This is a genomic window from Dyadobacter sp. HNCC25DJ186 (genome assembly GCF_056895235.1).
The window spans coordinates 727,843-753,636 of record NZ_JBXHAS010000001.1 but is presented as its reverse complement, the minus strand read 5'-3'; the positions used below and the strand labels follow the sequence as shown (position 1 = coordinate 753,636).

General features: G+C 41.6%; 20 protein-coding genes. 9 read left to right on the top strand and 11 right to left on the bottom strand.

The window, feature by feature from the left end:
- Nucleotides 1-4: 4 nt before the first annotated feature.
- Nucleotides 5-505, bottom strand: a complete 501-nt coding sequence (locus AC1XUO_RS03105; RefSeq protein ID WP_483328291.1) for a DUF4494 domain-containing protein — start codon at nt 503-505, stop codon at nt 5-7.
- Nucleotides 506-882: 377 nt separating this feature from the next.
- On the opposite strand from AC1XUO_RS03105, the gene AC1XUO_RS03100 reads away from it, so the two are divergent.
- From AC1XUO_RS03100 to AC1XUO_RS03075, 6 genes are all read left to right on the top strand, one after another.
- Nucleotides 883-1,524 carry a hypothetical protein gene (locus AC1XUO_RS03100; RefSeq protein WP_483328290.1) on the top strand — a complete coding sequence of 214 codons (642 nt, stop codon included), beginning with the start codon at nt 883-885 and terminating at the stop codon, nt 1,522-1,524.
- Between the two features lie 5 nt (nt 1,525-1,529).
- Nucleotides 1,530-2,294 carry an exodeoxyribonuclease III gene (locus AC1XUO_RS03095; RefSeq protein ID WP_483328289.1) on the top strand — a complete coding sequence of 255 codons (765 nt, stop codon included), beginning with the start codon at nt 1,530-1,532 and terminating at the stop codon, nt 2,292-2,294.
- Nucleotides 2,245-2,889: a Uma2 family endonuclease gene (locus AC1XUO_RS03090; RefSeq protein WP_483328288.1), complete on the top strand. Its 645-nt coding sequence runs from the start codon at nt 2,245-2,247 to the stop codon at nt 2,887-2,889. Before AC1XUO_RS03095 ends, AC1XUO_RS03090 begins: the two co-directional genes overlap by 50 nt.
- 35 nt (nt 2,890-2,924) lie before the next feature.
- Nucleotides 2,925-3,521 carry a pseudouridine synthase gene (locus AC1XUO_RS03085; protein WP_483328287.1) on the top strand — a complete coding sequence of 199 codons (597 nt, stop codon included), beginning with the start codon at nt 2,925-2,927 and terminating at the stop codon, nt 3,519-3,521.
- Nucleotides 3,522-3,616: 95 nt separating this feature from the next.
- A complete protein-coding gene (gene mutS / locus AC1XUO_RS03080) occupies nt 3,617-6,238 on the top strand; it encodes a DNA mismatch repair protein MutS (protein ID WP_483328286.1) in 2,622 nt (873 codons plus the stop codon).
- A 52-nt stretch (nt 6,239-6,290) separates the two neighbouring features.
- The gene (locus AC1XUO_RS03075) at nt 6,291-7,481 is read left to right on the top strand and encodes a nucleoside permease (RefSeq protein ID WP_483328285.1); all 1,191 of its coding nucleotides are present in this window, start codon (nt 6,291-6,293) and stop codon (nt 7,479-7,481) included.
- A 217-nt stretch (nt 7,482-7,698) separates the two neighbouring features.
- On the opposite strand, the gene AC1XUO_RS03070 is transcribed toward AC1XUO_RS03075, so the two are convergent.
- The 8 genes from AC1XUO_RS03070 to AC1XUO_RS03035 form a co-directional block, all read right to left on the bottom strand.
- Nucleotides 7,699-8,211 carry an RNA recognition motif domain-containing protein gene (locus AC1XUO_RS03070; protein WP_483328284.1) on the bottom strand — a complete coding sequence of 171 codons (513 nt, stop codon included), beginning with the start codon at nt 8,209-8,211 and terminating at the stop codon, nt 7,699-7,701.
- Nucleotides 8,212-8,256: 45 nt separating this feature from the next.
- On the bottom strand, nt 8,257-9,084 hold the full coding sequence (locus AC1XUO_RS03065; protein ID WP_483328283.1) for an SMP-30/gluconolactonase/LRE family protein: 828 nt from the start codon (nt 9,082-9,084) through the stop codon (nt 8,257-8,259).
- 144 nt (nt 9,085-9,228) lie between these two features.
- Nucleotides 9,229-12,675 (bottom strand): 3-keto-alpha-glucoside-1,2-lyase-like domain-containing protein, encoded by a 3,447-nt coding sequence (locus tag AC1XUO_RS03060; RefSeq protein ID WP_483328282.1) that lies wholly within the window; start codon nt 12,673-12,675, stop codon nt 9,229-9,231.
- 63 nt (nt 12,676-12,738) lie between these two features.
- On the bottom strand, nt 12,739-14,013 hold the full coding sequence (locus AC1XUO_RS03055) for a Gfo/Idh/MocA family oxidoreductase (protein WP_483328281.1): 1,275 nt from the start codon (nt 14,011-14,013) through the stop codon (nt 12,739-12,741).
- A gap of 268 nt (nt 14,014-14,281) precedes the next feature.
- Nucleotides 14,282-15,892 carry an aminopeptidase P N-terminal domain-containing protein gene (locus AC1XUO_RS03050; RefSeq protein WP_483328280.1) on the bottom strand — a complete coding sequence of 537 codons (1,611 nt, stop codon included), beginning with the start codon at nt 15,890-15,892 and terminating at the stop codon, nt 14,282-14,284.
- A gap of 513 nt (nt 15,893-16,405) precedes the next feature.
- Entirely contained in the window at nt 16,406-17,404 is a 999-nt protein-coding gene (locus AC1XUO_RS03045; RefSeq protein WP_483328279.1) for a ScyD/ScyE family protein, read from the bottom strand.
- 99 nt (nt 17,405-17,503) lie between these two features.
- Entirely contained in the window at nt 17,504-18,376 is an 873-nt protein-coding gene (locus AC1XUO_RS03040) for a c-type cytochrome (RefSeq protein ID WP_483328278.1), read from the bottom strand.
- Nucleotides 18,377-18,647: 271 nt separating this feature from the next.
- A complete protein-coding gene (locus AC1XUO_RS03035; RefSeq protein ID WP_483328277.1) occupies nt 18,648-20,207 on the bottom strand; it encodes an acyl-CoA carboxylase subunit beta in 1,560 nt (519 codons plus the stop codon).
- Between the two features lie 36 nt (nt 20,208-20,243).
- Between AC1XUO_RS03035 and porQ the strand changes: the two genes are divergently transcribed.
- Complete coding sequence (gene porQ / locus AC1XUO_RS03030) at nt 20,244-21,344, top strand: type IX secretion system protein PorQ (protein WP_483328276.1); 1,101 nt, start codon at nt 20,244-20,246, stop codon at nt 21,342-21,344.
- Between the two features lie 4 nt (nt 21,345-21,348).
- Here the strand turns inward: porQ and AC1XUO_RS03025 are convergent, their stop codons facing one another.
- Nucleotides 21,349-21,876: a dihydrofolate reductase family protein gene (locus AC1XUO_RS03025; RefSeq protein ID WP_483328275.1), complete on the bottom strand. Its 528-nt coding sequence runs from the start codon at nt 21,874-21,876 to the stop codon at nt 21,349-21,351.
- A 229-nt stretch (nt 21,877-22,105) separates the two neighbouring features.
- Between AC1XUO_RS03025 and AC1XUO_RS03020 the strand changes: the two genes are divergently transcribed.
- Both AC1XUO_RS03020 and AC1XUO_RS03015 read left to right on the top strand, forming a co-directional pair.
- Nucleotides 22,106-23,575 (top strand): PhoX family protein, encoded by a 1,470-nt coding sequence (locus AC1XUO_RS03020; protein WP_483328274.1) that lies wholly within the window; start codon nt 22,106-22,108, stop codon nt 23,573-23,575.
- A 65-nt stretch (nt 23,576-23,640) separates the two neighbouring features.
- Nucleotides 23,641-25,422 carry a cytochrome-c peroxidase gene (locus tag AC1XUO_RS03015; RefSeq protein ID WP_483328273.1) on the top strand — a complete coding sequence of 594 codons (1,782 nt, stop codon included), beginning with the start codon at nt 23,641-23,643 and terminating at the stop codon, nt 25,420-25,422.
- Nucleotides 25,423-25,441: 19 nt separating this feature from the next.
- Here the strand turns inward: AC1XUO_RS03015 and AC1XUO_RS03010 are convergent, their stop codons facing one another.
- Nucleotides 25,442-25,744, bottom strand: coding sequence for a nucleotidyltransferase family protein (locus tag AC1XUO_RS03010; protein ID WP_483328272.1), 303 nt, complete (start codon nt 25,742-25,744; stop codon nt 25,442-25,444).
- Nucleotides 25,745-25,794 lie beyond the last annotated feature (50 nt).

Here is a 25,794-nt window from a genome sequence, read left to right as displayed (position 1 = left end):
AAAACTATTGTACCGCCTCTCTTTCCGCCATTACTTCGGAAAGGGGGCGTAAATTTGCAGGGATCTCAACTTCTTCCTCTTCCGCGGTGTATGGGAACACATCAAGAATTGGCGTCAGATTTATGTCTGTCGTTTCGTAAGGGATAAGCATCGTGCGCAAACTTTCTGTAATACGTTGCAACGCCTGATCAATTCCGTCTGCATTGACCAGCATATAATTCACCACCTTTTTCTCTTTTCCGCTTTTTTCGTCTACTGAAAAGTAAACCACTTTGGCTTTAAACCACTTTTCTCCGTCTTCATAAGAAAACAAATCTGCCAGACGCATTTTCGAAATAGCCATGACGCTAAAATCACTGGCGCCGGTAACGATCTGTTTGTAAAGCCTTGCCTCTGATTCGGTGTAGGAAACTGCATCAACCAGATATGTTTCATTTATTGTTTTAAGACTTCCTGCTTCGTCTTCTTTTTGGTAACGTATTTTGCCTAAATACCAGCTTGCCATTGTAGTCTGTTTTGAATAAAAAAAGTTGTAAAGTTTGCAAAGGTATGCGCTTGAACCAAGGCATGCAAAAAGATTTTTTGTAAAAGTATAATGGGTTGGTGATGGTATGGTTGCGATTGGTTCAGCGTTTGCGTTGTGGTTTATTATCCGTCCGACGGTAGAAAAAACCGTCGGACGGAGCCACCCGGTCTGACGGCTTTTTCGCCATCAGACGGGTAAGGTAAGTTTCATCATTTAATAGCTTTTCAACAATTTATCAGCCAAAATTCCTTGCATAGGCCTTTAATCAAAAAAGTCGTAACAAAAGAATAATCCAGCGCAGGTATACGCGTTGTAGTTGCTACTGTTTATCTTGCAAGAAAAAATTAAAACACACAATGAAAAAACAAATTTGGGTTATCGCGATTTTGGCTACGGTTGGACTGTTCACGAGCTGTGGTGTAAGTCGTCAGGTTTCCGAGGCGAAGGCTTTTGGAGATTGTAAATATAAAATTGCGTCTGCTGATAGCGTATATCTTGCTGGAATTGACGTTCGCGAATTTAGAAATATCAAGAGTATGGGCGATCTGGATATGGCTCGTTACCCACGACTTGGACTTGCACTTTTGCGCAAAGATGTGCCGCTTGATCTGCGTGTCAATTTAGATATCAATAATCCGACCCGCAAAAAAGCTGCCATTAATCAGATGGAGTACAAAGTTTTGCTTACGGATACAGAAATTTTCAACGGATTCTTGAATCAGAAAATAGAAGTTTACCCGGGTTCAGGCAGTACTCGTGTTCCGGTTAAGTTGAGCGCCAACGTTTATAAGTTATTGACGAATGATGCAACCAGAGACGAATTTATTAATATGGTGTTAGCATTATCAGGCAAATCAGGGTCCAAACCGACGAAACTTACTTTGAAAGTAAAGCCAACTTTGGATCTTGCCGGAAAACAAATCAATTATCCGGGTTACATAACTTTTGACCAGGATGTTACAAGTGATATGATTTTAGGCATCAATAAAGAAAAATAATCGGCATGCAAATTCTCACGTACAACCTTAACGGAATCCGGGCGGCTTTGAAAAATGGCTTGTTGGAATGGCTGAAAGACAAGTCGTTTGATATACTTTGTTTTCAGGAAGTGAAGGCTACGCCGGATGTTGTTGATCTTTCCGGCTTCACTGCGCTTGGTTACGAGCTGATTGGTTGGCATTCTGCTGAAAAAAAAGGGTATAGTGGTGTCGCAATATTTTCCAAAATCAAGCCGGATCTGGTATCGCTTGGCCTGAACTTACCGGTTTATGACAGTGAAGGAAGGATTATCCGCGCGGATTTTGGGAATATTACTTTGCTTAACTGTTATTTTCCGTCAGGAACCAGCGGAGAAATTCGTCAGGGCGTAAAAATGAGTTTTCTGGAAGATTTTAATAATTGGGTTGATATGCTGCGTATTGAACGACCTAATCTGATCATCTGCGGCGACTATAATATTGCGCATACTGAAAACGATATTCATGATCCAAAGGGGAATAAAAAATCGTCAGGTTTCTTGCCGGAAGAGAGAGAATGGATGACGAAATGGTTTGGAAGCGGCTATACTGATGCATTCAGATTCAAGAATCCGGATCTGAAAGAATATTCCTGGTGGACTTATCGCTCAGGAGCGAGAGCCAATAACAAAGGCTGGCGGATCGATTATATTTCCGTAGCAGACACCCTCAAAGACAGGATCGTCGGGAGCAGGCAGTTTAATGATGCTGTTCATTCAGATCATTGTCCGGTTTGGCTGGAAATTGATTAAGATAAGAGAAATGGCTATTTCAACTCCGTTGATTCTCAAAATGGGAAGTTTGATGGATGAAGAGAAATTCTTTACGTTCTGCCAAATTAACGACCTGCTGGAATTTGAGAGAAATTCTCAGGGAGATATTATTCTTCTGCCTTTTCGGGGTTCTTATTTCTGTTGGTTAAATGCTGGTATAGGTGCAAAGTTAGCAGCGTGGAATAATCAAGGTAGGAAAGGTGTACTATTCGGACCGTCAACGGGTTTTACGTTACCGAATAAATCTGTGCGCTCTCCCGACATTTCCTGGATTCAAAACGAAAGATGGGAAGCCCTTAATAAAGATGAAAAGGAGGTGTTTGCACCAATTTGTCCGGACTTTATTTTAGAAATTCTTTCGGTGCCTGAGGAGACCGCTTATGTTCACGAAAAGATGAAAGAGTATATCGAATGTGGAGCTCAGTTGGGCTGGCTGATTGATTATAATAATTCATCAGTTTATATTTATAATTCCGACGGAGGTGTCACTTTTATAGATTCTCTAAAAGTAAAACTATCAGGCGACCCGGTTCTTCCGGGTTTTGTGCTTAACCTTGAATCGCTTATCAATTGAATTTGGACAGATGTTGTCCGTAATTATCAAATAATTTGTTTCGTTACTTCCTCATTTACAAACCATTCGGAATGCTTTCACAGTTTAGCCGTGAAGGCGAACATGCTACACTGGCCGATCTGGATTTTACTTTTCCGAAGGATATTTATCCGGTTGGGCGCCTGGACGCTGACAGTGAAGGGCTGCTTTTACTGACCAATGATAATTACCTCAAAACAAAATTGCTTGAACCAAGAAACCGCCATAAGCGGACCTATTACGTTCAGGTGGAGGGCGAAATCAAGAAAGAAGCTTGTCTGCAATTAGCAGACGGAGTAAAAATTTCGATCAATGGGAAGTCTTATCTGACTTTGCCGGCATCTGTTTCACTCCTCGATGAACCAACATTGCCTGAACGTAATCCACCCATTCGTTTTAGAAAAAACATTCCGACTTCCTGGGTATCCATTACGCTGCATGAAGGTAAAAATCGTCAGGTTCGCCGGATGACGGCTGCTGTCGGATTTCCAACTTTACGTCTGGTTCGCTGGGCAATTGGAAAAATTTCATTAACAGATTTTGAAGGTGGAGGCGCTAAACCAGGGGACGTATGGGAAGTTACGGAAAAGGAAGTCAGGGCCCTCACACTTTGAGCTTAAAACTAACTTGATAAAACAACTATCGGGACTTGCCAAACCGGATAGAAGGGTTAATTTTGTAGTTATCCTGTTTTCAAAATCAATATTAGTTGGCAAAGGAACAAAAAGAAACTCCGCTTAACAAACAGTATAATCAGATCAAAGCCAAGTATCCCGGCGCTTTACTTCTGTTTCGGGTTGGCGATTTTTACGAAACATTCGGAGAAGACGCGATCCGTGCATCCAAAATTCTTGGCATTGTATTGACGCGCCGAAATAACGGCGGAGCACACGAAGAACTTGCTGGTTTTCCGCATCATTCGTTAGATAATTATCTTCCAAAACTGGTTCGGGCCGGAGAGCGTGTTGCCATTTGCGACCAGCTTGAAGATCCTTCAACAGCCAAGGGAATTGTAAAACGCGGCGTTACTGAGTTGGTTACGCCCGGCGTTTCCATGAATGATAATGTGCTGGATACGCGCAGAAATAATTATCTGGCGGCTGTCCATGTGGGTGCTGATGATGCGTATGGAATTGCTTTTCTGGATATTTCCACCGGAGAGTTCATGACTGCGCAGGGCAACGCTGCCTATGTTGACAAGATGCTTCAAGGTTTCACGCCGTCTGAGGTTTTGTTTTGCAAGAAACATAAACAAGAATTCAATCAGCTTTTTGGTGGTAAATTTCATACTTTCCAACTGGAAGACTGGTGTTTTGGATATGATTACGGCTATGAACAGCTAACCACGCACTTTAATACGACCACGCTCAAAGGTTATGGTATTGAAAACCTGACGCTCGGTATCATTGCAGCAGGTGTAATTCTTCACTATTTAAAAGAAACAGAACATAAAGAAGTAAGTCATATCAGTCGGGTGACCAGGCTGGAAGAGGAAAAATATGTCTGGCTTGACCGCTTCACAGTCAGGAATCTTGAACTTGTTTTTCCGCAGCAGGAAGGCGGCGTTCCGTTAATTCAGATTCTGGATCAGACGGTTACACCAATGGGGGCGAGGTTATTAAGGCGTTGGGTTGTTTTGCCATTAAAAGAGAAATCGCCGATTGAGGAGCGACTTGATACAGTGGAGTTTTTTCTTCAAAACGATGAATTACATGAGTCTATAACGCAGCATCTGAAACAGATCGGAGATCTGGAACGATTGATTTCAAAGGTAGCTGTTCGGCGGATTAGTCCTCGTGAGATGGTCCAGCTGAAAAAGTCATTGAAACAAATTGGTCCGATCAAAGAAATACTGGGTAAAATTGCTTCCACGCATACCAGTTATGCCGTGTTGAGCAAATATGCAGATCAGCTCAATCTTTGCACGTTTTTGATTGATAAAATTGAAAGGGAGTTGAGAGAAGATGCGCCGTTGCTGATCAATCAGGGCGGAATGATCAAAGACGGTATTGATGCAGAACTGGATGAATTGCACGCAATTTCCCGTGAAGGAAAAGGTTTCCTTTTGAAACTTCAAAATGAGGAAATGGAGCGTACGGGAATTCCGTCTTTGAAAATCGCTTATAACCGGGTTTTTGGATATTATCTTGAAGTTACCAATTCACATAAAAATAAAGTCCCGGAAGAATGGATCCGCAAGCAAACGCTTGTCAACTGTGAACGATATATCACGCCGGAATTAAAAGAATATGAAGAGAAAATCCTTAATGCTGAAGACAAAATTTCAGCCATTGAGTTTCGGATTTTCTCAGCTTTGATTTTAACTGCCGCTGAATATGTCGGTACGATCCAGCAAAATGCTATTATTATTTCCTCCCTTGATGCACTTGGTTCTTTCGCTTCGATTGCAAAGAAAAATAATTATGTCAAGCCTGTTATCAATGACGAAAAAATACTGGATATCAAAGATGGCCGCCATGCGGTAATCGAACAGCAATTGCCTTTGGGTGAGAGTTACGTCCCAAATGACGTGTATCTGGATAATGAAACCCAACAGATCATTATCATTACTGGTCCGAACATGGCAGGTAAATCGGCTTTGCTTCGTCAGACCGCTTTAATCGTTCTGATGGCGCAGATGGGCTGTTATGTTCCAGCCAAAGCGGCAACGATCGGCATTGTTGACAAAATATTCACAAGGGTAGGAGCAAGCGATAACCTGAGCCGTGGAGAAAGTACATTTATGGTCGAGATGACCGAAACGGCCAGTATTCTTAACAATTTGAGTGACCGGAGTCTGGTGCTTATGGACGAAATTGGCCGTGGTACGAGCACTTATGACGGCGTTTCCATTGCCTGGGCAATTACGGAATATTTGCATAATCAACCATTGGTAAAACCTAAAACACTTTTTGCAACGCATTATCACGAATTAAATCAGCTTGCTGATGATTTTCCGCGCATCAAAAACTTCAATGTTGCCGTAAAGGAAGTTGATAACAAAGTAATTTTTCTTCGCAAATTAAAACCCGGAGGCAGTGCACATAGTTTTGGTATCCATGTGGCCCAAATTGCAGGCATGCCTCAGCCGATTGTTTTACGGGCAAGTGAAATTATGCATCACCTTGAAAAGGATCATGTAGCCGCAAAGCATACCAAAAAAATCAAGGAGATGCCAAAAAATAATTTCCAGTTAAGCATTTTTGAGCCGACAGATCCAAGGCTCGAACAACTGAAAGAAAGTCTGTCTCTGATCGATGTGAATACGTTATCACCCATTGAAGCGCTTCTGAAATTAAATGAATTTCAGAAAATGATTCAGAAAAAATAGTGCCTGCGGCTTAGGCTGCGACCTTTTTATTTAATTATTCCTAATCTTTTTTATGAAAAATCTGACGCGTTATCAATTGATGGCCATGATGTTCCTGCTCTATTTTATATGGGGCTCGTGGTATGGCCAGATGAGTAAGTACATGTTTAATGAGTTGGGTGCAACGGGTGTACAAGTGGGTGGAGCATATGCTGCTTTTTCAATTGCGATGATCATTGCCCCGTTTTTTGTCGGCATGATTGCGGACCGATATTTCGCTGCGCAGAAAGTTCTTGGTGTTTTGAGTTTGGCTGGTGCTGCCCTGTTATATGTCATTACAGAAATAAGGGATGCAGACACCTTTTTTTGGGTAATTTTGGCATACTGTATCACTTTTGCTCCGACGATGGCCTTGACCACTTCTATCGCTATGCAACATGTTCAGGATACGGAAAAAGATTTCCCAACCATTCGTGTTATGGGGACGGTTGCCTGGATCGTTGTTTCAAATATTATAGGATATTTTGGGTTTGGAGACAGCGTTATGATTTTTAAAATCTCGATGGTAGCTGCGGCGGTCCTTGGTGTTTATTCTTTTTTCCTTCCCAACACACCTCCAAAACCGAACACGAGTACTTCATTTTCGGATATTTTAGGACTTGATGCTTTCAAACTTTTCAAGGACCGTTCGTTCGCGATTTTCTTTGTTTCTTCTTTGTTGATCTGTATCCCATTGTCATTTTATTATGCCATGGCAAACCCGTCTCTGACCGATTCAGGTATGACCAATGTTGAAAACAAAATGTCGCTCGGACAGGCTTCGGAAGTAGTTTTCATGTTACTCATTCCACTGGCTTTCCGCAAATTTGGTGTTAAATGGATGTTGATCGTTGGGCTTATTGCCTGGATCGTTCGTTTTATCGGATTTGGTTATGGAGACGCGAGCAGTGAATGGTTGCTATACATGGCCATTATTCTTCACGGTGTTTGTTATGACTTTTTCTTTGTTACCGGTCAGATTTACACCGATAGCAAAGCTGGTGAAAAATATAGATCATCAGCACAGGGGCTTATTACGATTGCAACGTATGGTATCGGGATGGGAATCGGTTCCTGGATCGCGGGTATTGTAGCAGATACTTACACGGTTAATGGTGTTAAAGACTGGACGAGCATCTGGATGGTTCCGGCTGGTATTGCGGCTTTGGTTCTTGTATTATTTGTCCTGTTCTTTAAGGATAATAAGGTGAAGGCTGAGAGTTAATTTCCAGTTTCACGCAAAGCAAAAAAGTTTAAAAAGGGAAGGTCGCAAAGTTTTATTTGCGGCCTTTTTGTTTGATATGAATAGTTTTATTTTTGGTTTCGATCGATTCGCTAGAAATTATTTTATGGTTTTAGAAACGAAAAAAGTCATCAGGTTCGACAGCCTGATGACTTTTTTCGATTAACTATATTTTCGTCAATTTTAAATCGACAATTTCTTACCAATCGTCTCTGTCTCTCGAATCACCTCTTTTCGATCCGCCGCCTTTTTTGTAGTCTCCGTCTCTTCCGCCACGACCATAGTCAGATTTTGGTTTTCCACCATATCCGCCACTGCCTCCACCGTAACCACCGCCGCTATTTCCACCACCGCTATAACCTCCACCGGCTGGCTTGTTTCTTCCGAAGTTAGCGCTTCTGTCACTTCCACCTGTGCTACTGCTGCTACCTCCACCACTACTTGACCTTGGCTGATCTCCAGGTGTTCTTTCTTTTTTCTGTGATTCGTTTACAACCAATGGTCTGCCGTACATTTCGACTCCATTCAACTCACTTATGGCTAGTTTAGCCTGTTCCTCATCAGGCATTTCTACAAACCCAAACCCCTTGCTTTGACGTGTAATTTTGTCAATAATAATTTTTGCGGAGCTTACCTCACCAAATTTCTCAAAAGCTTCACGCAACTCGCTTTCTTTTAACTTAAAAGAAAGACTCCCAACAAAAATGTCCATAGAAATGCCTGTTTTTTTAATTTTGTTTTGTTCTGTTAAATATATTTATTTTAACTGATATGCTACTACACTATTTTTGAAAAATGTTGGGACATACACAATCTTTTTAACCGGATCGTATCCGATATCCGCTGTATTACTGGTTTGAGGCCTTGTATCAAGAATCAATTCTTTCGATCCTTCTTTGACATAATAGACTGCACCTGCCCAGCAAGACACGATGTATTCGCCTGGTTTTACCTGTTCGATGCCGTCCGTACTTTTTTCCAGTCCTTCTACGATGGTGGTAGGTTTTTTGTTAGCGTCCAGTCTGATCAGCGCGCCGCTATCCAGAATCAGCAAGTCTGAACCAACTGCAAGCAGACCATTGGGACGGGTCAGTGTTTCATAGTAAGTAGAAACAACTCCATCTTTTAATAAATGAACTTTATGCATATCCGAATCTGATACGTAAATATTTCCTTTGGAATCAATCGTCAGATCATTCAGGAATTTTGATCCTTCTACCGGATATTTTTTTAATATTTTACCAGTTTTAAAATCAATTTCGACGATGTCAGTCACGTCGGCCACGTAAAATTTCGAGCCTAGTTTACCCATGCCTTTGGGTGCATGAAGGCCTGTTACCCAATTTAAGTTAACAATTTTTCCATCCAGTCCAACTTTCCCAATCGCACCTTTCCCATCTTTTTCGCCTGGTTTTCCATCAATCTGGGCTACATACAGCATTTTGTCACTGGCACTATAAAAGACGGATTCAGGAACCGGTATTGTGGCTTCAGTTGCCCAGAGTTCTGTCAATTTGGTCTGCGCCTGTGTAGCCAATGCGGTGGCAGATAATACTGCTGCGAATAGAATGTTTTTGGTTTTCATATGCTTTTGTTGAATTTACTTTTTATTGAATTAAGGATTGATACCGTTATATCATAAAATTGTTATACCAAAACTAAATAAAAAAACACGAAAAAAGTCCGGTCAGAAGCGACCGGACTTTTTTAAATTTTCTTCAAAAGTATATCACTTTTTCTTTTTTACTTTTTTCTTACCAGCAACCGGCTCTTCTGCCGTTTTTGCTAAATCTTTAATACGGATATTTCTGAACTTGACAGGAGAACCGTGCCCAAGAAATCCAATGTAACCCGAAGTGTTTTTTAGTCCCGGATGATCTCTGTGGTCGGCGGTACCATTTTTACTGGCTTCCGCAAGGTCGCCCTCAGTAATAACCGTTCCGTTCAAAGTCACTTTAATTTTCGAGCCTTTTAAATAAATTTCTTCGTAATTCCATTCGCCAAGCGGTTTCAGATAACCACGTTTCGCAGGAATAATTCCATAAGCTGAACCATGATACTGATACTCTTTCAGATTTTTATAGATGTCTGCATCGTTATCCAAAATCTGGATTTCTGTACCTACGTATGCAGCATCACCTTCCATCGGCGTACGGATTCCTAAGCCGTTATTTGCTCCCGGCGTAAGCTGAAACTCGAAACGGAAAATGAAGTCGCTGTATTGATCTTTTGAATACAAATTACCTTTTCCACCGCCTTTTGGATCTAAAACCATCTCCCCGTTTTGGCTTGTATAATCTGTGGTGTTTCCAGTCCACTCGTGCATATTTGTACCATCAAACAAAACTTTATATCCTTCTTTTTTCTCTTCGTCAGAAAGTACGAAAGGTTCAGGACGTGGGATTTCCCTTACATAAATATCACGGTAGTAAACGATGTTTCCATGCGCCTGCAATTCCAGTTGTTCCTTTACAAAAATCGGTAAGTTACGATCCCAGTAATTTTCCAGCATGACATTATCAACAACGCGTTCGCCGTTCAATTCAACAGTTACTCTGTCGCCAATCATGGTGATGTGAAAATTATTCCAGTCACCAATCGCGTTATCTGCCAGTTTGGTTGGGTTTTTAGGGTTTTTTGCGTTGTTATATAAACCGCCCGAGCCTACCTGCGCGCCAACTTCCACACGCGAAGTATCCCAGATTTGAACCTGAGGCGTTCCGCGAAGATAAATTCCCGCATCACCTTTCGATTCAATTTTCCAGTCGATATACATTTCAAAATCACCATATTGTTTAACTGTGCATAGGTTATCGCCATGACCAGAAAATACCAGTTCGCCGTTTTTTGCAGCCCAACCGGTCTTCATCACTTCATCCGCTTTTTTCTGTTTGAAAGCCAGCGAATCAGCACTCATTTTCGCACGAGCGATCGGATTTTCCACCAGACCTTTCCAGCCCGTCAGGTCTTTTCCATTAAACAGCGATACGAAACCTTCACCTGCCGGCATTTCGGAAAGGTGCTTACGGATTGATTCTTTTTGATATTCAGAGTCCTGGCCTTTCAGTACTGAAGATGTTTTTGTCAATAAAGAACGAACCTCTTCCCCGGTGAAATTTTTATTTGCCAGGGCGATATTCATAACGGCCATCGCAGATGCCTGTTGGACAGCACCTGATTCGTCCAGATATTTTCCGGCCAAAAGCAGCGCATTGAAAGTTTTATACCTTACGAGCTCTTTCAGGATCAATTCTTTTTGAGCATCTGTTTTGGCAATGTCCATTGCATTGTGAAGCATCAGAACTTTGTTAACCGGTGTTTTTGTCGATTTGGAAACTCCCGCAACGTAACCCGTCAGGGCAAGATTGAAATCGTCCGTATCAGCTGATTTTTTAGCAATAGCTAAAAGTTCATTAGCGGCACTGGCATCTGTCCAGTTTGAAAGCGCGGATATGGCTGCTTTTTTCGAAACAGCATCGCCCGAATTATAAGAGGCAACAACAGAATTTAAAGCCTTATTTCCACCAATACTTGCCAGTACTGCCAGATAACGAGATTGTTTGTCAGCTGGAGAAGCAGTAATTTGTTTTAATATAATATCACTTTGCGCCATGGCATTTCCAGAACCTTTTACTCCTGTGATAACCCCATTCTGAACCGCAGAAATTTCTTCCGGAGTGTTTGCTGAATTTAAAAGCGTAAATAATTGCGGCAGATCATTTGAAGATGCGAGCGATTTCAACGCATTGAAAGCAGCTGTTTTTACCTCAGGATTACTACTTTTCAGCAGATCAAAAACTATACTCATTTTTGAACTGGCCGCTCTGGCCGCCAATACATCAATGACAGCTGGCTGTGCCGTGGCCGGCAAACCAGGTAATGCGGCTGCGAGTTGATCGACAACTGTATTTCCTTTCAGAGTCAGAAGCGTATTTTTTACCGCCTTGATTTCGTCAGCATTACCCTTTTTCAAAATTGAAAGCAGAGCAGGTAAGCTGCTTTCACCACCAATTTTCCCGGCAGACCAGATGGCAGCCATTTTCACTTTTGCATCTTTTGAAGTAAGTGATTTAGTAACGGCTGGCAAAGCATCTTTGGATTCCGCACGGCCAAGCATATAGATAATCTCAGCCTGAACTTCCGGTTTCGCTTTTTTCATGGCGTTGAGCCAAGGCGTTGTACCGTCGGCCATGGTATATTTCTGACCAAGTTTCAAGGCTGCTGCACGATATTCCGGATCAGTACTTTCCATAGCCTTCACCAACACCGGAACACTTTCACGTTTTTTGCTGTCTGCATAAATTTTCAAAGCAGCGGAACGGGTATCGGTTTGTTTAATATCAACCAATGAGTTGATAAGTAAAAGTGTGGCTTTATCAGCAATCGGCGCATTGCCTGTTAGAGACAAACGGGATAAATAATTTAGATACGCTGCGGTCGAATTAGCTTCATCATATAAGTAATTTGCCTTTTTTGCCGCTGCTGCCAAAATCGCCTCCGAAGATGGAACACCAATTTCAGAAAGTGCGAACAAGCTTACTTTACGAAGATTCAAATCATCACTAACTGCCGTTTTTTCAATCGAAGGAGCAGCTTCCTTGTAGCGACTTCCGCCGAGTGCCTCAGTAATGGCAATTTGAGGATTACCTTTTGCATTCGCCAGACTTTGAAGCAACGCTTTTCCAGCTGTTTCTGATCCAATTCTTGCCAGGGTTCTCGCTGCAGGTCCTGATAATTTTTCGTCAGTCAGGAAAGTTGCCAGCGCAGGCACCGCTTCATCTTTCCCAACTGTTTGCAATTGATAAATTAGAAATTGTTTGCTTTCCGGCGCATCTACTTTTGCCAAAGCTTCCACATAGGCATCAGCCGCTGTTTTACGCAGGGCCTCTTTTCCAGCCTGGGCAGAATAATAGGTAAAACCACCCAAAGCATACTGTACTTTGCTATCATCGCCTTTTCCAGGCGCGGCAAGCATCGTAGCGATCTGGACCAAACCTGGTTTTCCAAGTTCAGCCAGCTCGTCCATGCTTTTCTTCAATTGTGTAGCATTATCAGCCGGAAGCTGTGCTAATAAATCTGCAATCCGGGTTGATGTTGTTCTGTTTTTATCTAGTTGCGCCATAGCACCCGTATTCAACATACCGGTTGCAAGCAGCGCGTATATAATTTTTTTCATGATTTATTTTAAATGGATGAAACGGTGTAGGTGTCTCTTGTTTAGACATTTACAACCAGATATTTACATAGTCCAGGGTCCACGCATCGGTTGGTCGATCAAACGGTTAGCGCCTTCATCGTCAATAAATTCCTGTTTTACAGGATCAAATTTTAATGAACGGCCAAGTCGAAGAGCGATTAAACCCATATTGACCAAAGTACATGAACGGTGTCCGTTTTCTTCATTTAACGCAAATTTCTGACGACTTTTAACCGCTTCGACAAAGTCCGTGACCTGTGGTTCAGGATCCGGAAAAGCAGCCAGTTTCTTTTCAAGATCAGGAATATCTGACCTGAAATTTGGATATAATTTGCCTTTGGGTCCTTCGATATAAGCGACGTTTTCATCTTTTGCTTCACCGTCCAGTACGATCTGACAGCCATCTGCGTATGTATATGTAATGCGTCTCCAAGTCCCTACGGCTTCGGTATGCTGCTGCGGAGCATCCACTTCCACACTTACCGGACTTGTATCATCTTTGCCGAGGAAATATTGGATCGGGTCAATATAATGTTGTCCCATATCACCCAATCCGCCGCCATCATAATCCCAATAACCCCGGAAAGTCTGGTGGACACGGTGTGCGCTGTACGGTTTATAAGGCGCAGGCCCTAGCCACATTTCGTAGTCAAGCTCCGCAGGCACGGGCTGAGGCTCGTTGACAGTTTTTCCTACCCAATAAAATTTCCAGTCAAAACCGGTATGTTTGCTCACCGTAACTTTTAACGGCCAGCCCAACATGCCGCTCTGAACTAATTTTTTTATAGGTTTCACGGTTGTTTTCATACCGTAAAAATTATCCTCAAAACGGAACCAGGTATTCAGTCGGAAGATTCTTCCGTGTTGCTGAACTGCTTCCACCAAACGTTTTCCTTCACCGATGGTACGTGTCATCGGTTTTTCACACCAGACATCTTTTCCTGCGCGCGCTGCATCTGCCGCAATGATTCCGTGCCAATGAGGAGGCGTGGCCACGTGCACGATATCTACTTCTGGCAATTGGATTAATTCGCGGTAGTCTGAGAAGGTTTTTACACCTTTTTCGACCATTCCGGCGGCTATTTTTAAGTGATTTTTATCAACGTCACAAAGTGCTACAACCTTTGTTCCGGCATAGGGAATGTGGCCTCGGCCCATGGAACCCACGCCCACAATGGCTTTGGTAAGCTGGTCACTTGGAGCAATAAAACCTTTGCCCAGTACATGGCGGGGTACGATGGAAAATGTGGTGAGCGTCGCCAGCGAACCTTTGATGAAGTTACGCCTGGACGAAGAGGTGCCTTTCTTTTCTTTCATTAGTTAAGGGGTAATTTAGGAAATGTAAAAGTTTAGGATTGTAAATAAATTTATAAAATACGCGTGAAATTATAACATTATTTAGAATTGAGCAAAGACGAATATGCTATTCCAGATAATATTTGAAAACAACCTTTAATCCGAAAATAATTTTGAAAAATCATTCAGATGCTATTGTTCAGTACCTTAAATCCTGATATGGCGGTATAGTATAAAAGCTGCAATCGGTTCGGATTACAGCTTTTATACTATTTATCTAAATTCGTGATTATTTATTCATATCAATCTTCAAAGCATCAGTAAAACTTTTTTGGGCCGACATTTTTTCAACATCTTCTGATTTTCTTGGTGCCTGGACCGACAGATTTTCAAAACCATCTTTTTTAATCAGCACATCATCCTCGATCCGCACTGCGATTCCCCACCACTTTTTGTCGCAATCGCTGTTTTCAGGGATATAAACCCCAGGCTCAACAGTGATGATCATATTCTCAAAAAGCTTATTGTAAATACCTTTGTCATGCACATCCAGACCAAGAAAATGGGAACAGCCGTGGGGATAATAAAGGCGGTTTTGTTTCTCGTCTTTCAGAATTCCCAGTCTTACCAAGCCTTTGGTGACAACATCACGTGCGGTTTTTTCAATTTCCTGGAAAGTTGTTCCTTCTTTGCAAATTTTGAAAACAGCCTCTTGTGCTTCATAAACGATGTCGTAAATCTGTTTTTGTTCAGCAGTGAATTTTCCGTTGGCTGGAAAAGTTCTCGTTACATCGGCGGAATAACCGTGATATTCAGCTCCCACATCCATCAAAACCATTTTGTTTCCAAGATTTGTTGCGTTGTTTTCAATGTAATGAAGCACGCAGCCATTCGCGCCCGCACCGACAATCGAAGGATATCCGACATATTCAGCGCCTAGTTTTTTATGAATAAATTCCTGAACGCCCTGCAATTCCAGTTCAGACATACCAGGCTTCACAGCTTTCATCGCTTCATTATGTGCCAATGCAGAAATTGTGATCGATTTTCGCATAAGCGCCAGTTCCTCAGCTGTTTTAATCTGCCTAAGTTGTTTGGTATATAAAGCAAACAAAGCAGGATCCCATTTTGAAGCGCCCATTTCTTTTAAAAGTGCTATGGCTTCTGTCGAATCTTTGAGAGCGACCACTTTTTTAATGAATGGATTATTTTTGTATTGCTCACTTCCGTCCGACAAATTTTTATAATACTGTGTTAATCTGGGAATCGAATTGAGCAGCATGGGATATTGTGAAACTGACATGATATCTGCCATCACCTCACCGTCAAAATCCTCCGGCATCGCTGATTTTTTTCTAAAAATTTTTACAAGATCATGAATATCATCGGTCTGTGTTATTTTATCAGAAATGTCCTGAGGAAATTCGAAAATGACTTTGTCAAATTTTGAAAGGTCCGGGACATACCGCTCGAAATCTTCTGAGTTATACACATGAGAAAATCCCATTTCTTTGACGCCCTCGATACCCAATCGTTTGCCGGTCCATTGCTCCCGCTGCGCATTTTTCTTCTGAACAAAAAATAATTCGTTGTAAGATTGATTAGCAGAATCTTTTTGTGCGTCTTTAAAAATCAACATGACCGAACTCGGTTCGGTATATCCGCTGAAATAATAGAGATCCGGATTTGCGTGGTATTTGTAGTCTACATCATTGGAAAAATTCCGGGTTGGAAAGGCAAAAACGGCCATGACCGAATTCTCAGGAAGCATTTTTCTCAGCGCGTCGCGGCGTCCTTTATGAAATTCTTTGTTCAGGTAGTCGGTTGGTACGGGCAACTGCGCAAAACAATTTACTGCGACAATACAAAATAGTGATAATGATAGTAATGCTTTTGTCATGATTTTTCTGGCTTGGATTCGTCTAATTTTTCAGTGCAATCAGATTAATTTGCTGTATTACAATACGTTGTAATTTTATTTTATGTTAATTTAATACATTTTAAATGCAGAATCCGAAAGATCTGCAATGTTTTCTTTTTTACCGACAAATTGACTTCACTTAAAAAGTGACAGTGATAAGGGGAATTTTAAATTTTTCCTGAAATTGGTTTTAGGAAATCTAATTCAGTCAGGCTGTTTCCGGTTTCCGCCGGCCTGGAAAGATCAAAAATGGTTATCAGAGAAAGAACTTTTTTTTATGGGCTCAATAAACGGATAGGAAATCACGGATTTTTGAAAAACAAAACGTAACGAAGAAGTGCATGGCTTTGGACTAATTTATTCATCAATTAAAAAAAACTCCAATAAGTCAGATATTGATATTGACCAATGGCAGTATACGTGATATTAAAATAACAAAGCGAAGCCCGGAAGACTTCGCTTTGTTATTTACCGATATTTTTTCTGAATTTTTTAATAAGACAGTTTGTAAACTTTCCCCAACGCTGTCGAGACCGCAACATACGACTTGTCTCCAATTCTTTCCAGATCTGTCGGCATCATAAGTCCGTCCAAAATAGTTCCGCCGTTTGCGTTTGAAATTTTACCTGAAAATGGTGTGAAACCGCCAGGAAGTGCAAATTTTGCCAAAGAAAGAACCAAAGGCTGATAGGAGGCAGTCAAAACAATGTCAACGACGGTTGTGAATCCGCCTTTGTACAGTGAGATATTTCCCGCTTTGTCAATCTGCTGGATGGTCGAAATGCCTTCAATAAATGGAAATCCGCTTAAAGAGGAAACAAGGAATTTATTACCATCATAAACGATACTTGTGGGTACAAAGTCAATTGGGCCGTTGGGGCCAGTATATGGAGGCAATTCTGCAAAAATGCTAAGCGCTTTATTGGCGTCTCTTCTGACGATTGCGTTCGCCGCCGCGTCTGTCATGTAGAGATCGTTGTTTGGTCCCCAGGTCAGGTTATAAATATTGGATTCATGTTTATGAACTTTGAAACTCGAACCTAAAACAAACAAATTAATTGTTTCGTAAGGTAAAGTTGCGGCAAGTATCGGATCAGTAACGCCAGGTTTAAAGTTGGATATATCAGCAATAAATAGTTTTCCCAGAACGCCGTGCAGAATGTAAAGTTTTCCATCTTTATAAGTCAGGTGCGTAAGTCCGCTTGGTGTACCTTCTGGGTTAATCGCAGATAGAAATCCCGTAATGGCAGGCCAAACTTTTCCGTCAGGCGTAATCACCGAAACCTTGCCCGTATTTCCATTGCCATCTCCTTGCTCAGTCACCCAAAGATAGCCGTTGGAACTTTGTGTAATTCCGATCGGCGCCATCAGGCCACTGGCAAATTCTTCGGATTTAAAACTCTGTGGATCTTCGATGATATCGTGGTCAACACAACCAGCTGTGAAGATCAATAGTAGAAGCGCAATTCTTAATAAAAATGAAGTTTTCATAATGTGGAATTTTATACGGTGTTGATATGGAGAATATTATGCGATATTAATGAACTGGAAGGTTGGATTAAAGGAATATTTAATATTGTTATTATTCGGTTACGGTAGTCCATGCAGGTATGAGTATATCGCATTTAATTCCTGATCAGTGTAGGTTAAATGTTTCCAGGGCATCGCGTCACTCAGCATTTTTCCTTCGGGAGTTTTTCCTGTTCTGATGGTTGCCGCAAATGCAGCGGGCGTCCATTTTCCGAGATTTCCTGTTGAACTGATATCTGGTACCGGAGGCTCATTTGGTCCATGCGGAGCAGCTCCTTTCAGTGTCGGGCTGTGGCAGCCGGTACAGGTAATCGCCAGATATTCGCCATATTCAGGTGTTGCAGATGGAGCCACATCGTCGACATAAACAGCATTATGATTAATTTTTTCTGCCGGAAATAATGGAAATTCATCAAGAAATGTCAGTACACGACCCAAGGGTTTTAATGATTTTTCCCGCCCAACTTTATCGACAGGCGGTTGCGAACGCACGAAGCTTATCAAAGAAGCCATATCTTTATTCGATATATGGTAAATTTCGTGTGACGGCATAAACCATAAAGATCTGCCGTCTTTTCCGAGGCCATGGCGTAGTGCGCGAATCCAGTCCTTTTCAGTATAATCAATGCCGCCTTTCCCGGAAGTGATATTAGAACTATACAAAATTCCAATAGGGGAGTTCTCGTCAGCAAATGCCATTCCGCCTGACAGATCCGGGCCGTGGCAGCCTATGCAGCCGCGGATTTCGGCAATATGTTTTCCTTTGGCAATTGAAGAACTGTCGTTTGGAACAGCTATATTTTGAAGTTTTACATTATAGATTTTGGCCGCACGAGATTCTGTGTTGAAATACACAAGGGCGTAGAAGGCGGACAGAAGCAACGCTAAACTCCCTACAACAATTCCAGTCCATTTAAGAATTTTACTGAGCATATAGAAAAAATTACTGGTGAGCTAATCAGGCACAAGAATATTTTCCCATTCTCGATGGATTATCCGAATGGGCGACGCTGGGGAGCATGTTGATGATCTGGCGCAAAACTAACAGCGCTTCAATAATCAGTCAAGAAATATTGATTAAATGGAAGTCTGTTTTTAGTTAACGGTTACAAAAGCGGATTTCTGGAAAAGTTTGACACAAAGATTTTTAGGAAAGGCTTAGAGCAGCCCTACCTGGAATCCTGAACACTTTGTAATTCAATCGTCAAAGAGGAATATTGCCGTGTTTTTTTCTTGGAAGTGTCACTACTTTATTTTCCAGCATACTGAAAGTTCGGATCAGTTTTTCCCGCGTTTGTTCTGGATAAATCACTTCGTCAATATAGCCGCGGTGCGCCGCACGATACGGATTTGCGAATTTTCTGGTATACTCATCCACTTTTTCTGCAAGCTTTTCTGCCGGATTTTCGGCCTCGGCAATTTCTCTTTTAAAGATAATCTCAGCTGCCCCGCTTGCACCCATCACCGCAATTTCAGCCGTAGGCCATGCAAAATTCATATCGGCACCGATGTGTTTGGAATTCATCACGTCATAAGCGCCGCCGTATGCTTTTCTGGTAATAACGGTAACACGGGGAACGGTTGCCTCGCAAAATGCATACAACAATTTTGCACCGTTTGTGATAATGCCATTCCATTCCTGATCTGTTCCAGGCAAAAATCCGGGCACATCTTCAAGGACCAGCAGCGGAATGTTAAAACAATCACAAAAGCGTACAAACCGCGCAGCCTTCTGACTTGCGTTTATATCCAGCACACCTGCCAAAACAGCAGGCTGATTGGCGACTATGCCAATGCTTCGTCCGGCAATTCTTGCAAAACCAACAACAATATTTTCTGCGAAATTTTTATGTACTTCAAAAAAAGTATCCGTATCTGTAATCTCTTCCACCACCTCGCGAATATCATAAGGCTGATTCGGGTTTTCCGGAATGATGGTATTCAAAGCCGGCCGCGATTCGCTGGCTGGCTGATAGGGAAGTCGCGGCGCGTCATCCTCACAGTTTTGCGGGAGATAACTCAGCAGTTTTTTGATATACAAGATACATTCAACTTCATTGGCAGCCACGAAATGGGTCACCCCCGATTTTGTCGCATGCGTCATCGCGCCTCCCAATTCTTCGGATGTCACGTCTTCGTGCGTTACAGTTTTTACAACATTCGGCCCGGTGACAAACATGTAACTGCTGTTTTCCACCATCAGAATAAAATCTGTAATGGCCGGAGAATAAACAGCACCGCCAGCGCAGGGGCCCATAATGGCCGATATCTGAGGGATAACTCCGGATGCCAGTGTATTTTTGTAAAAAATGTCGGCGTAACCGGCAAGGGAAAGAACGCCTTCCTGAATTCTGGCTCCGCCTGAATCATTTAACCCGATCACAGGCGCTCCGTTTTTCATGGCAAGATCCATGATTTTGCAGATTTTTTCAGCATGTGTTTCAGAAAGAGAGCCACCAAAAATTGTAAAATCCTGAGCATAAACGTAAATCAATCTGCCGTTCACCGTACCATATCCGGTCACCACGCCATCGCCGAGATAATGTTCTTTATCAAGGCCGAAATCGCGGCTTCTGTGCATTACAAATTTCCCAATTTCTTCAAAAGAATTCTCGTCCAGCAGAATAGAAACCCGTTCTCTCGCTGTAAGTTTTCCTTTGGCATGTTGGGTTGCAATCCGTTTTTCTCCGCCTCCAAGGTCAGCTTCTGCATTTTTTTTGTTTAAAAGGTCTTTTTTCGAAGTCGCTGCGAATCTTGATTCCATGTAATACGGACGATATGGTTACATTTGTTTTTTAAAATGATTCCTAAATATAATGTCATTTTAACAGATTCAGGAAATTTTTGCATTTCTATGAGGCAGATCGGCACGGGCTTTATTCTTTTGACCCTTTTTATTTTTCTTTTTAAGGGAGAAATAAAAGCGCAAACGACCGGTGGAAGAAGCGGGCTCAATTTTTTGCAACTGCCTGCGCAGGCAAAAAGTACAGCACTGGGTGCAAATCACCTGACAATTAGTGGGAATGATCCTGCTTTATTTTTACAAAATCCTGCCTTACTGGATTCTGCAAAAGAAGATCAGGTTTCCTTGAACCTTATGCCTTATCTCGCCGATACAAAATTTATCAATCTGGCCTACGCCAACGCTTTGAAACGCACAAACGGAACCTGGGCGGTCGGTTTACAATATCTCAACTATGGAAGTATTACCGAGACGGATGCGGTCGGCAATATTGTTGGAGAATTCAGGGCAGCTGATTATGGAATTTCGGCAGGATATGGCCAGACCATCGGAGCATTTACACTGGGAGCTAGTGTAAAATTTGTCGGTTCTTCCATTGATTCCTACCATGTCCGGGGGTTGGCCTTTGACTGGGGTGGCGTTTTTAAACATCCGCGGGAAGATTTTACGGTAGGTTTTGTAGCCAAAAACTTCGGCTTTTTGAAACAAAATTTTACAGGCGCCAATACTCCGATTTTACCACTGGATCTAAGAGTTGGATTGACATTTAAGCCGAAATACATGCCGATCAGGTTTTCCGGAACAATTCATCATTTGAACCGTTTTGACATGGTTTACAATGACCCGAACCTGTTTTTTACTTATGATATAAATGGATTAAGAATTCCCCGGAAAGTGGGTGTTGCGGAGAAACTGGCCCGTCATGTTTCGCTCGGATCTGAATTATTGCTGCATAAGAATTTCAGGATACTATTAGGATACGATCATCTTCGCCGGCAGGAATTGCGTTTGAACGAGGCGGGAGGACTTGCCGGATTTTCCTTCGGAGTCTGGCTGCGCGTGAAAAGGTTTGAGATCAGTTATGGCCGGGCGCAATACACACCCGGTTTTGGAAGCAGTTCTTTATCTCTTGTCATGAACTTGAAAAAGCAGGATTAAAAATCTAAGCCTTTTGATACCAAACCTGAACAAGTCCTGACTTGAAAGATTCAGATCTGACAAATTTCAAAGGCAATCCAGGACGATTATCTTGAAAAAGCCTGATACCATCTCCAAGTAAGACAGGGATAATGGATATGCAGAATTCGTCAATCAAATTGTCTTTAAGCAGCAGATTAACAACTTCCGCTCCGCCGTCAACAAAGATATTTTTGCCTTCCTGTTTTTTTAGTTTCAGGATCAGGTTTTTTAGGTCTCCCGTGTAGAACTTAATTTTTCCTGTTGCAGGTTTCGGTGTTCTGGTGATAATGTAACTTTCCTTATCGCTGTGCGGAAAATCAAATCCCATCGACAAGACTTTGTCATACGTTTTTCGTCCAACAATAACGGTATCAACTGATTCAATAAATTGAGCATAACCATAATCTTCACCTTCCTGCTCAACCACAGAAAGAAAATCAAGATTGTCGTCTGGCGATGCAATATAGCCGTCGAGGCTGGTTGCAATGTATAATATTACTTTTCTTTCCATGCTAATTTTATTAGTTGAACAACAAAATAAGCTACTGGAATTTTAAACTAAAAACTGAAATCTAATTCCGGACAAAATAGTTATTAAACGAAACTTCCCACGTGAAAGCTTTGGGCCAGAGCCCGTTTAGAATAGATTGATTATTGATAACTCAATTCATAATTGCTTAATATACAGGTAAAGCTGGCGTAATGGCGATAGGGTAGTTTTGTTAAAAAAACTACTCACCATGAACAACTATTACCTTTTCAATAGAAAAGCGGCTTTGGCTGTTTTTTTAAGCGGTGCCATGGCACTGAATGCATGTACGGATCACAACCAGGAGCCGGATAACACTGCAAAATTGGTTGACAGGTCTGTCAATCCTTCACTTGTAAAAGCGCTTCCGGGTTTTGAAAATTTGAAAATTACGACGTTGATCAGTTCGGACGACGTTCTTCCTGAATCTCCGGGTTTTATTTATGGTGCGCAGCCGGATGGTGGCGCATTTGTGAAAAACCCAAATGGCGAAGGATTTATCATGATCAACAATCATGAAATTCATCAGTCCGTTTCGCGCGTGTTTCTTGATAAGGATATCAAACCTGTGAAAGGGGAGTATATCGTTGATTATGAAGGAGGACAGTGGCGTTTGTGTTCTGCAACTTTGGCTACACCACAGGAACATGGATTCGGTCCTTTGTTTTTGACGGCTGGTGAAAGTGGTGCAGAATCCATGACACATGCGATTGACATATTTGCTCCGGCGGATAAAAAAAATAAATCAAGAACGGTAAGTGCTTTCGGAAAATGGAGCGCAGAAAATGCAGTTCCGCTTCCAAAGGATGCGTTTCCTGGGAAGACGGTAATCGTGATTGGTGAAGATGATACAAATGGTCAGTTGGTAGTGTATGTTACTGAAACCGTAGGTGATTTACTGACCGGTAAACTTTACGCGCTTCGTCGTGCTGGAAACAACCCAAGCCCGGTTGAGACGGATATGACAAAAGGCACAAGCTATGATGTTGAATTTGTGCCATTTGATGATGTAAAAACGAGCACTGGTGCTCAATTACAAGCACAAACGGTTGCGAAAAAGATGATCCAGTTTGCCCGTGTTGAAGATATCGATTACCGCAAAGGAGGAAACGGTGTTGGAAGAGAAATTTATTTCACTGCAACAGGTGTTAGCGAATCTGATAAAGTGACGCCGGTAACTGGTAAAAATATGTGGGGACGCGTTTATCAATTGAAATTTGATGCAACTGATCCATTGAAAGGAAAATTGGAGATCGTGATGGATGGAGCAGATCGTCCGGGAAATTTCATCGTAAATCCTGATAACATCTGTGTAACAAAAGACTATGTTTATGTACAGGAAGATGGTGATTCATTCTACAAAATGAATGATCACGACGGAACGATCTGGCAGTACAATATCCTGACGAAGGAAAGCAAGGCGATGCTTCAAATGGATCACCGCAGATCTGATGCAACTTTCAACGCGAAATATAATTCTGTTAACAGTAATTTATTGAGCTCCTGGGAGTATGGTGCTATGATCGATATTTCTGACGTAGTAGGAATCCCTGAAACGTTCATGATCAACCTTCACCCGCACACCTGGCAGGATGCAAAATATCTTAGTGCTGACGGAAGCGGACTATCATCTAACAGAGAAGGTGGACAAACCGTAATCGTTAGAGGTATCAAACAATAATTTTCATTGAAAATAATGTGTAGAAGGTCTTTTTCGAAAGGCCTTCTACACTTTTTTATATCACTATGAACAAAATATTTCCTTCCCTTGTCATCCTGTTTTTTGCGGTAATCATTTTGTCATGTCAGCCGGATAAAACGCCGACAGAAAAAGTTTACCAGTATTTCAAATCCGATGTTGAAGAATTCGTAAAGCTGAATGACCATTTTTTGAATTCAGTAAAAGAAAAAAAGAGTAAAGAAATTTTGCAAAACGAGTTTTTGAAATTGAGGCTACAATTCAAAAAAGCGGAAGCATTTGCAGAATATTTTACGCCTTCAACGGTCAGGCTTGTGAATGGTGCGCCGCTGGATGAAATCGAAGAAGAGGAAAATGCTGTTTTTGAACCTGGTGGTTTGCAGGTGATGGAAGAATTAATTTATACTGACGAAACCCTGGATGAAGAAGAATTGATCAGGCAGATTCGTAAAATGCAGATGAATGCCAAGCGTATTCTTTCGCTTTGGACAGACATTCAGATAACAGATTCTCATGTGTTTGATGCCTTGCGTCTGGAAATATTTCGCATGATTACGTTAGGGATTTCCGGGTTTGATACGCCCGGGTCCGGCAATGCATTATCGGAAAGTGAAGAGGTTTTGGTCTCTTTTCAAAAATATATCAAAGCGTACAAATCGCTTTTACCTGAATATGCATCGTTGTATAATGGTGCTGAATCAGCAATTGTTTTTATCAGAAAGAATAAGGATTTTAATACATTTGACCGCGCCGCTTTTATCGTTGATTATATAAATCCATTAACGAGATCTTTGAAAAATAATCAGGATCTGGCTTCCATTCCTTTTATTAATGACCGCAGATTGTTGCGGGCGGATGTTGAAACTTTGTTTGATGCAAAAGCTTTTGATGCAGATGCACTTTTGTCGAATACTGATTTTAATTCCACAACAGACAGAGTTGCCCTCGGGGAAAAACTTTTCTATGATGGCCGGATTTCCGGAAATGGAAAAACCAACTGTGGTAGTTGTCACCAGCCAGCGCTGGCTTACACGGATGGTCTTAAAACAAGTCAGGGTATACAAAAATCGATAACCCGAAATGCTCCGACGATTACCTATGCAGCTTTACAGCAGGCATTTTTCTATGATTTGAGATCGCCATCTCTGGAAGACCAGGCGGTGGATGTGATACATAACAAAGAGGAAATGCACGGGTCATTAAAATCAGTTTCAAAACTGGTTGGATCTGATGAGGATTATCAACGATTGTTTAAAAAAGCTTATCCGGAATTGGACAGCATCAAACCTGTCTATATCCAAAATGCATTGGCCACTTTTGTACGTTCTCTGAGCCCTTTTTCTTCACCTTTCGACCAATATATGCGAGGTGATAAAAAGGCTTTAACGGATAATCAGGTTGCAGGTTTCAATATTTTCATGGGAAAAGCAAAGTGTGGAACTTGTCATTTTATGCCCTTATTTAACGGAACCGTACCTCCGGGATATCAAAAAACGGAATCCGAGGTACTGGGTGTAACGGTTAACGCGGACTGGAAACAGCCAAAACTTGACAGTGACAAAGGAAGAGGAATTCACGATCAGTTTCCGCAGTGGAAAAATTCTTTTAAAACCAGTTCGTTAAGAAACATTGCAAAAACGGCACCATATATGCATAACGGCGTTTACACAAGTTTGCAGGAAGTGATGGAGTTTTATAACGAAGGCGGCGGTGCAGGTCTTGGACTGGATGTTCCAAATCAAACGCTGGCTCCGGATAAATTAAATTTATCTCAGCAGGAAATTGAGCTGGTTATAGATTTTATGGGAGGGTTGACGGATGGGAAATAGTGGTGGCAAAACTTTGACTTCATTTTCCATAAACAGGTTTTCTCTGCTTATTAAGAGAATCCAATAAGTATGGATTTCTAATTGCTTTTGCTTCTAAAAGATCAACCGGTCTATCTAAGATGTCTTGCAGTGAAAACTTAAAATCAAAGTAATTATCGGCATAATCTTCGATATCGATTTTCTCGAAATCAACAATTAAATCAATATCGCTCTCGCTGTTGAAATTTTCGGTCAACACTGAGCCAAATGCATAAAGGCTTTTAACTTTATGCATTTGACAAAGTCTGACAATTTCATTTGTATATTTTTGTAATCTATCCATTGGAAAGTTTCAGAAACTTATCGGCAATAATTTACGAAATTTTGTTTGTA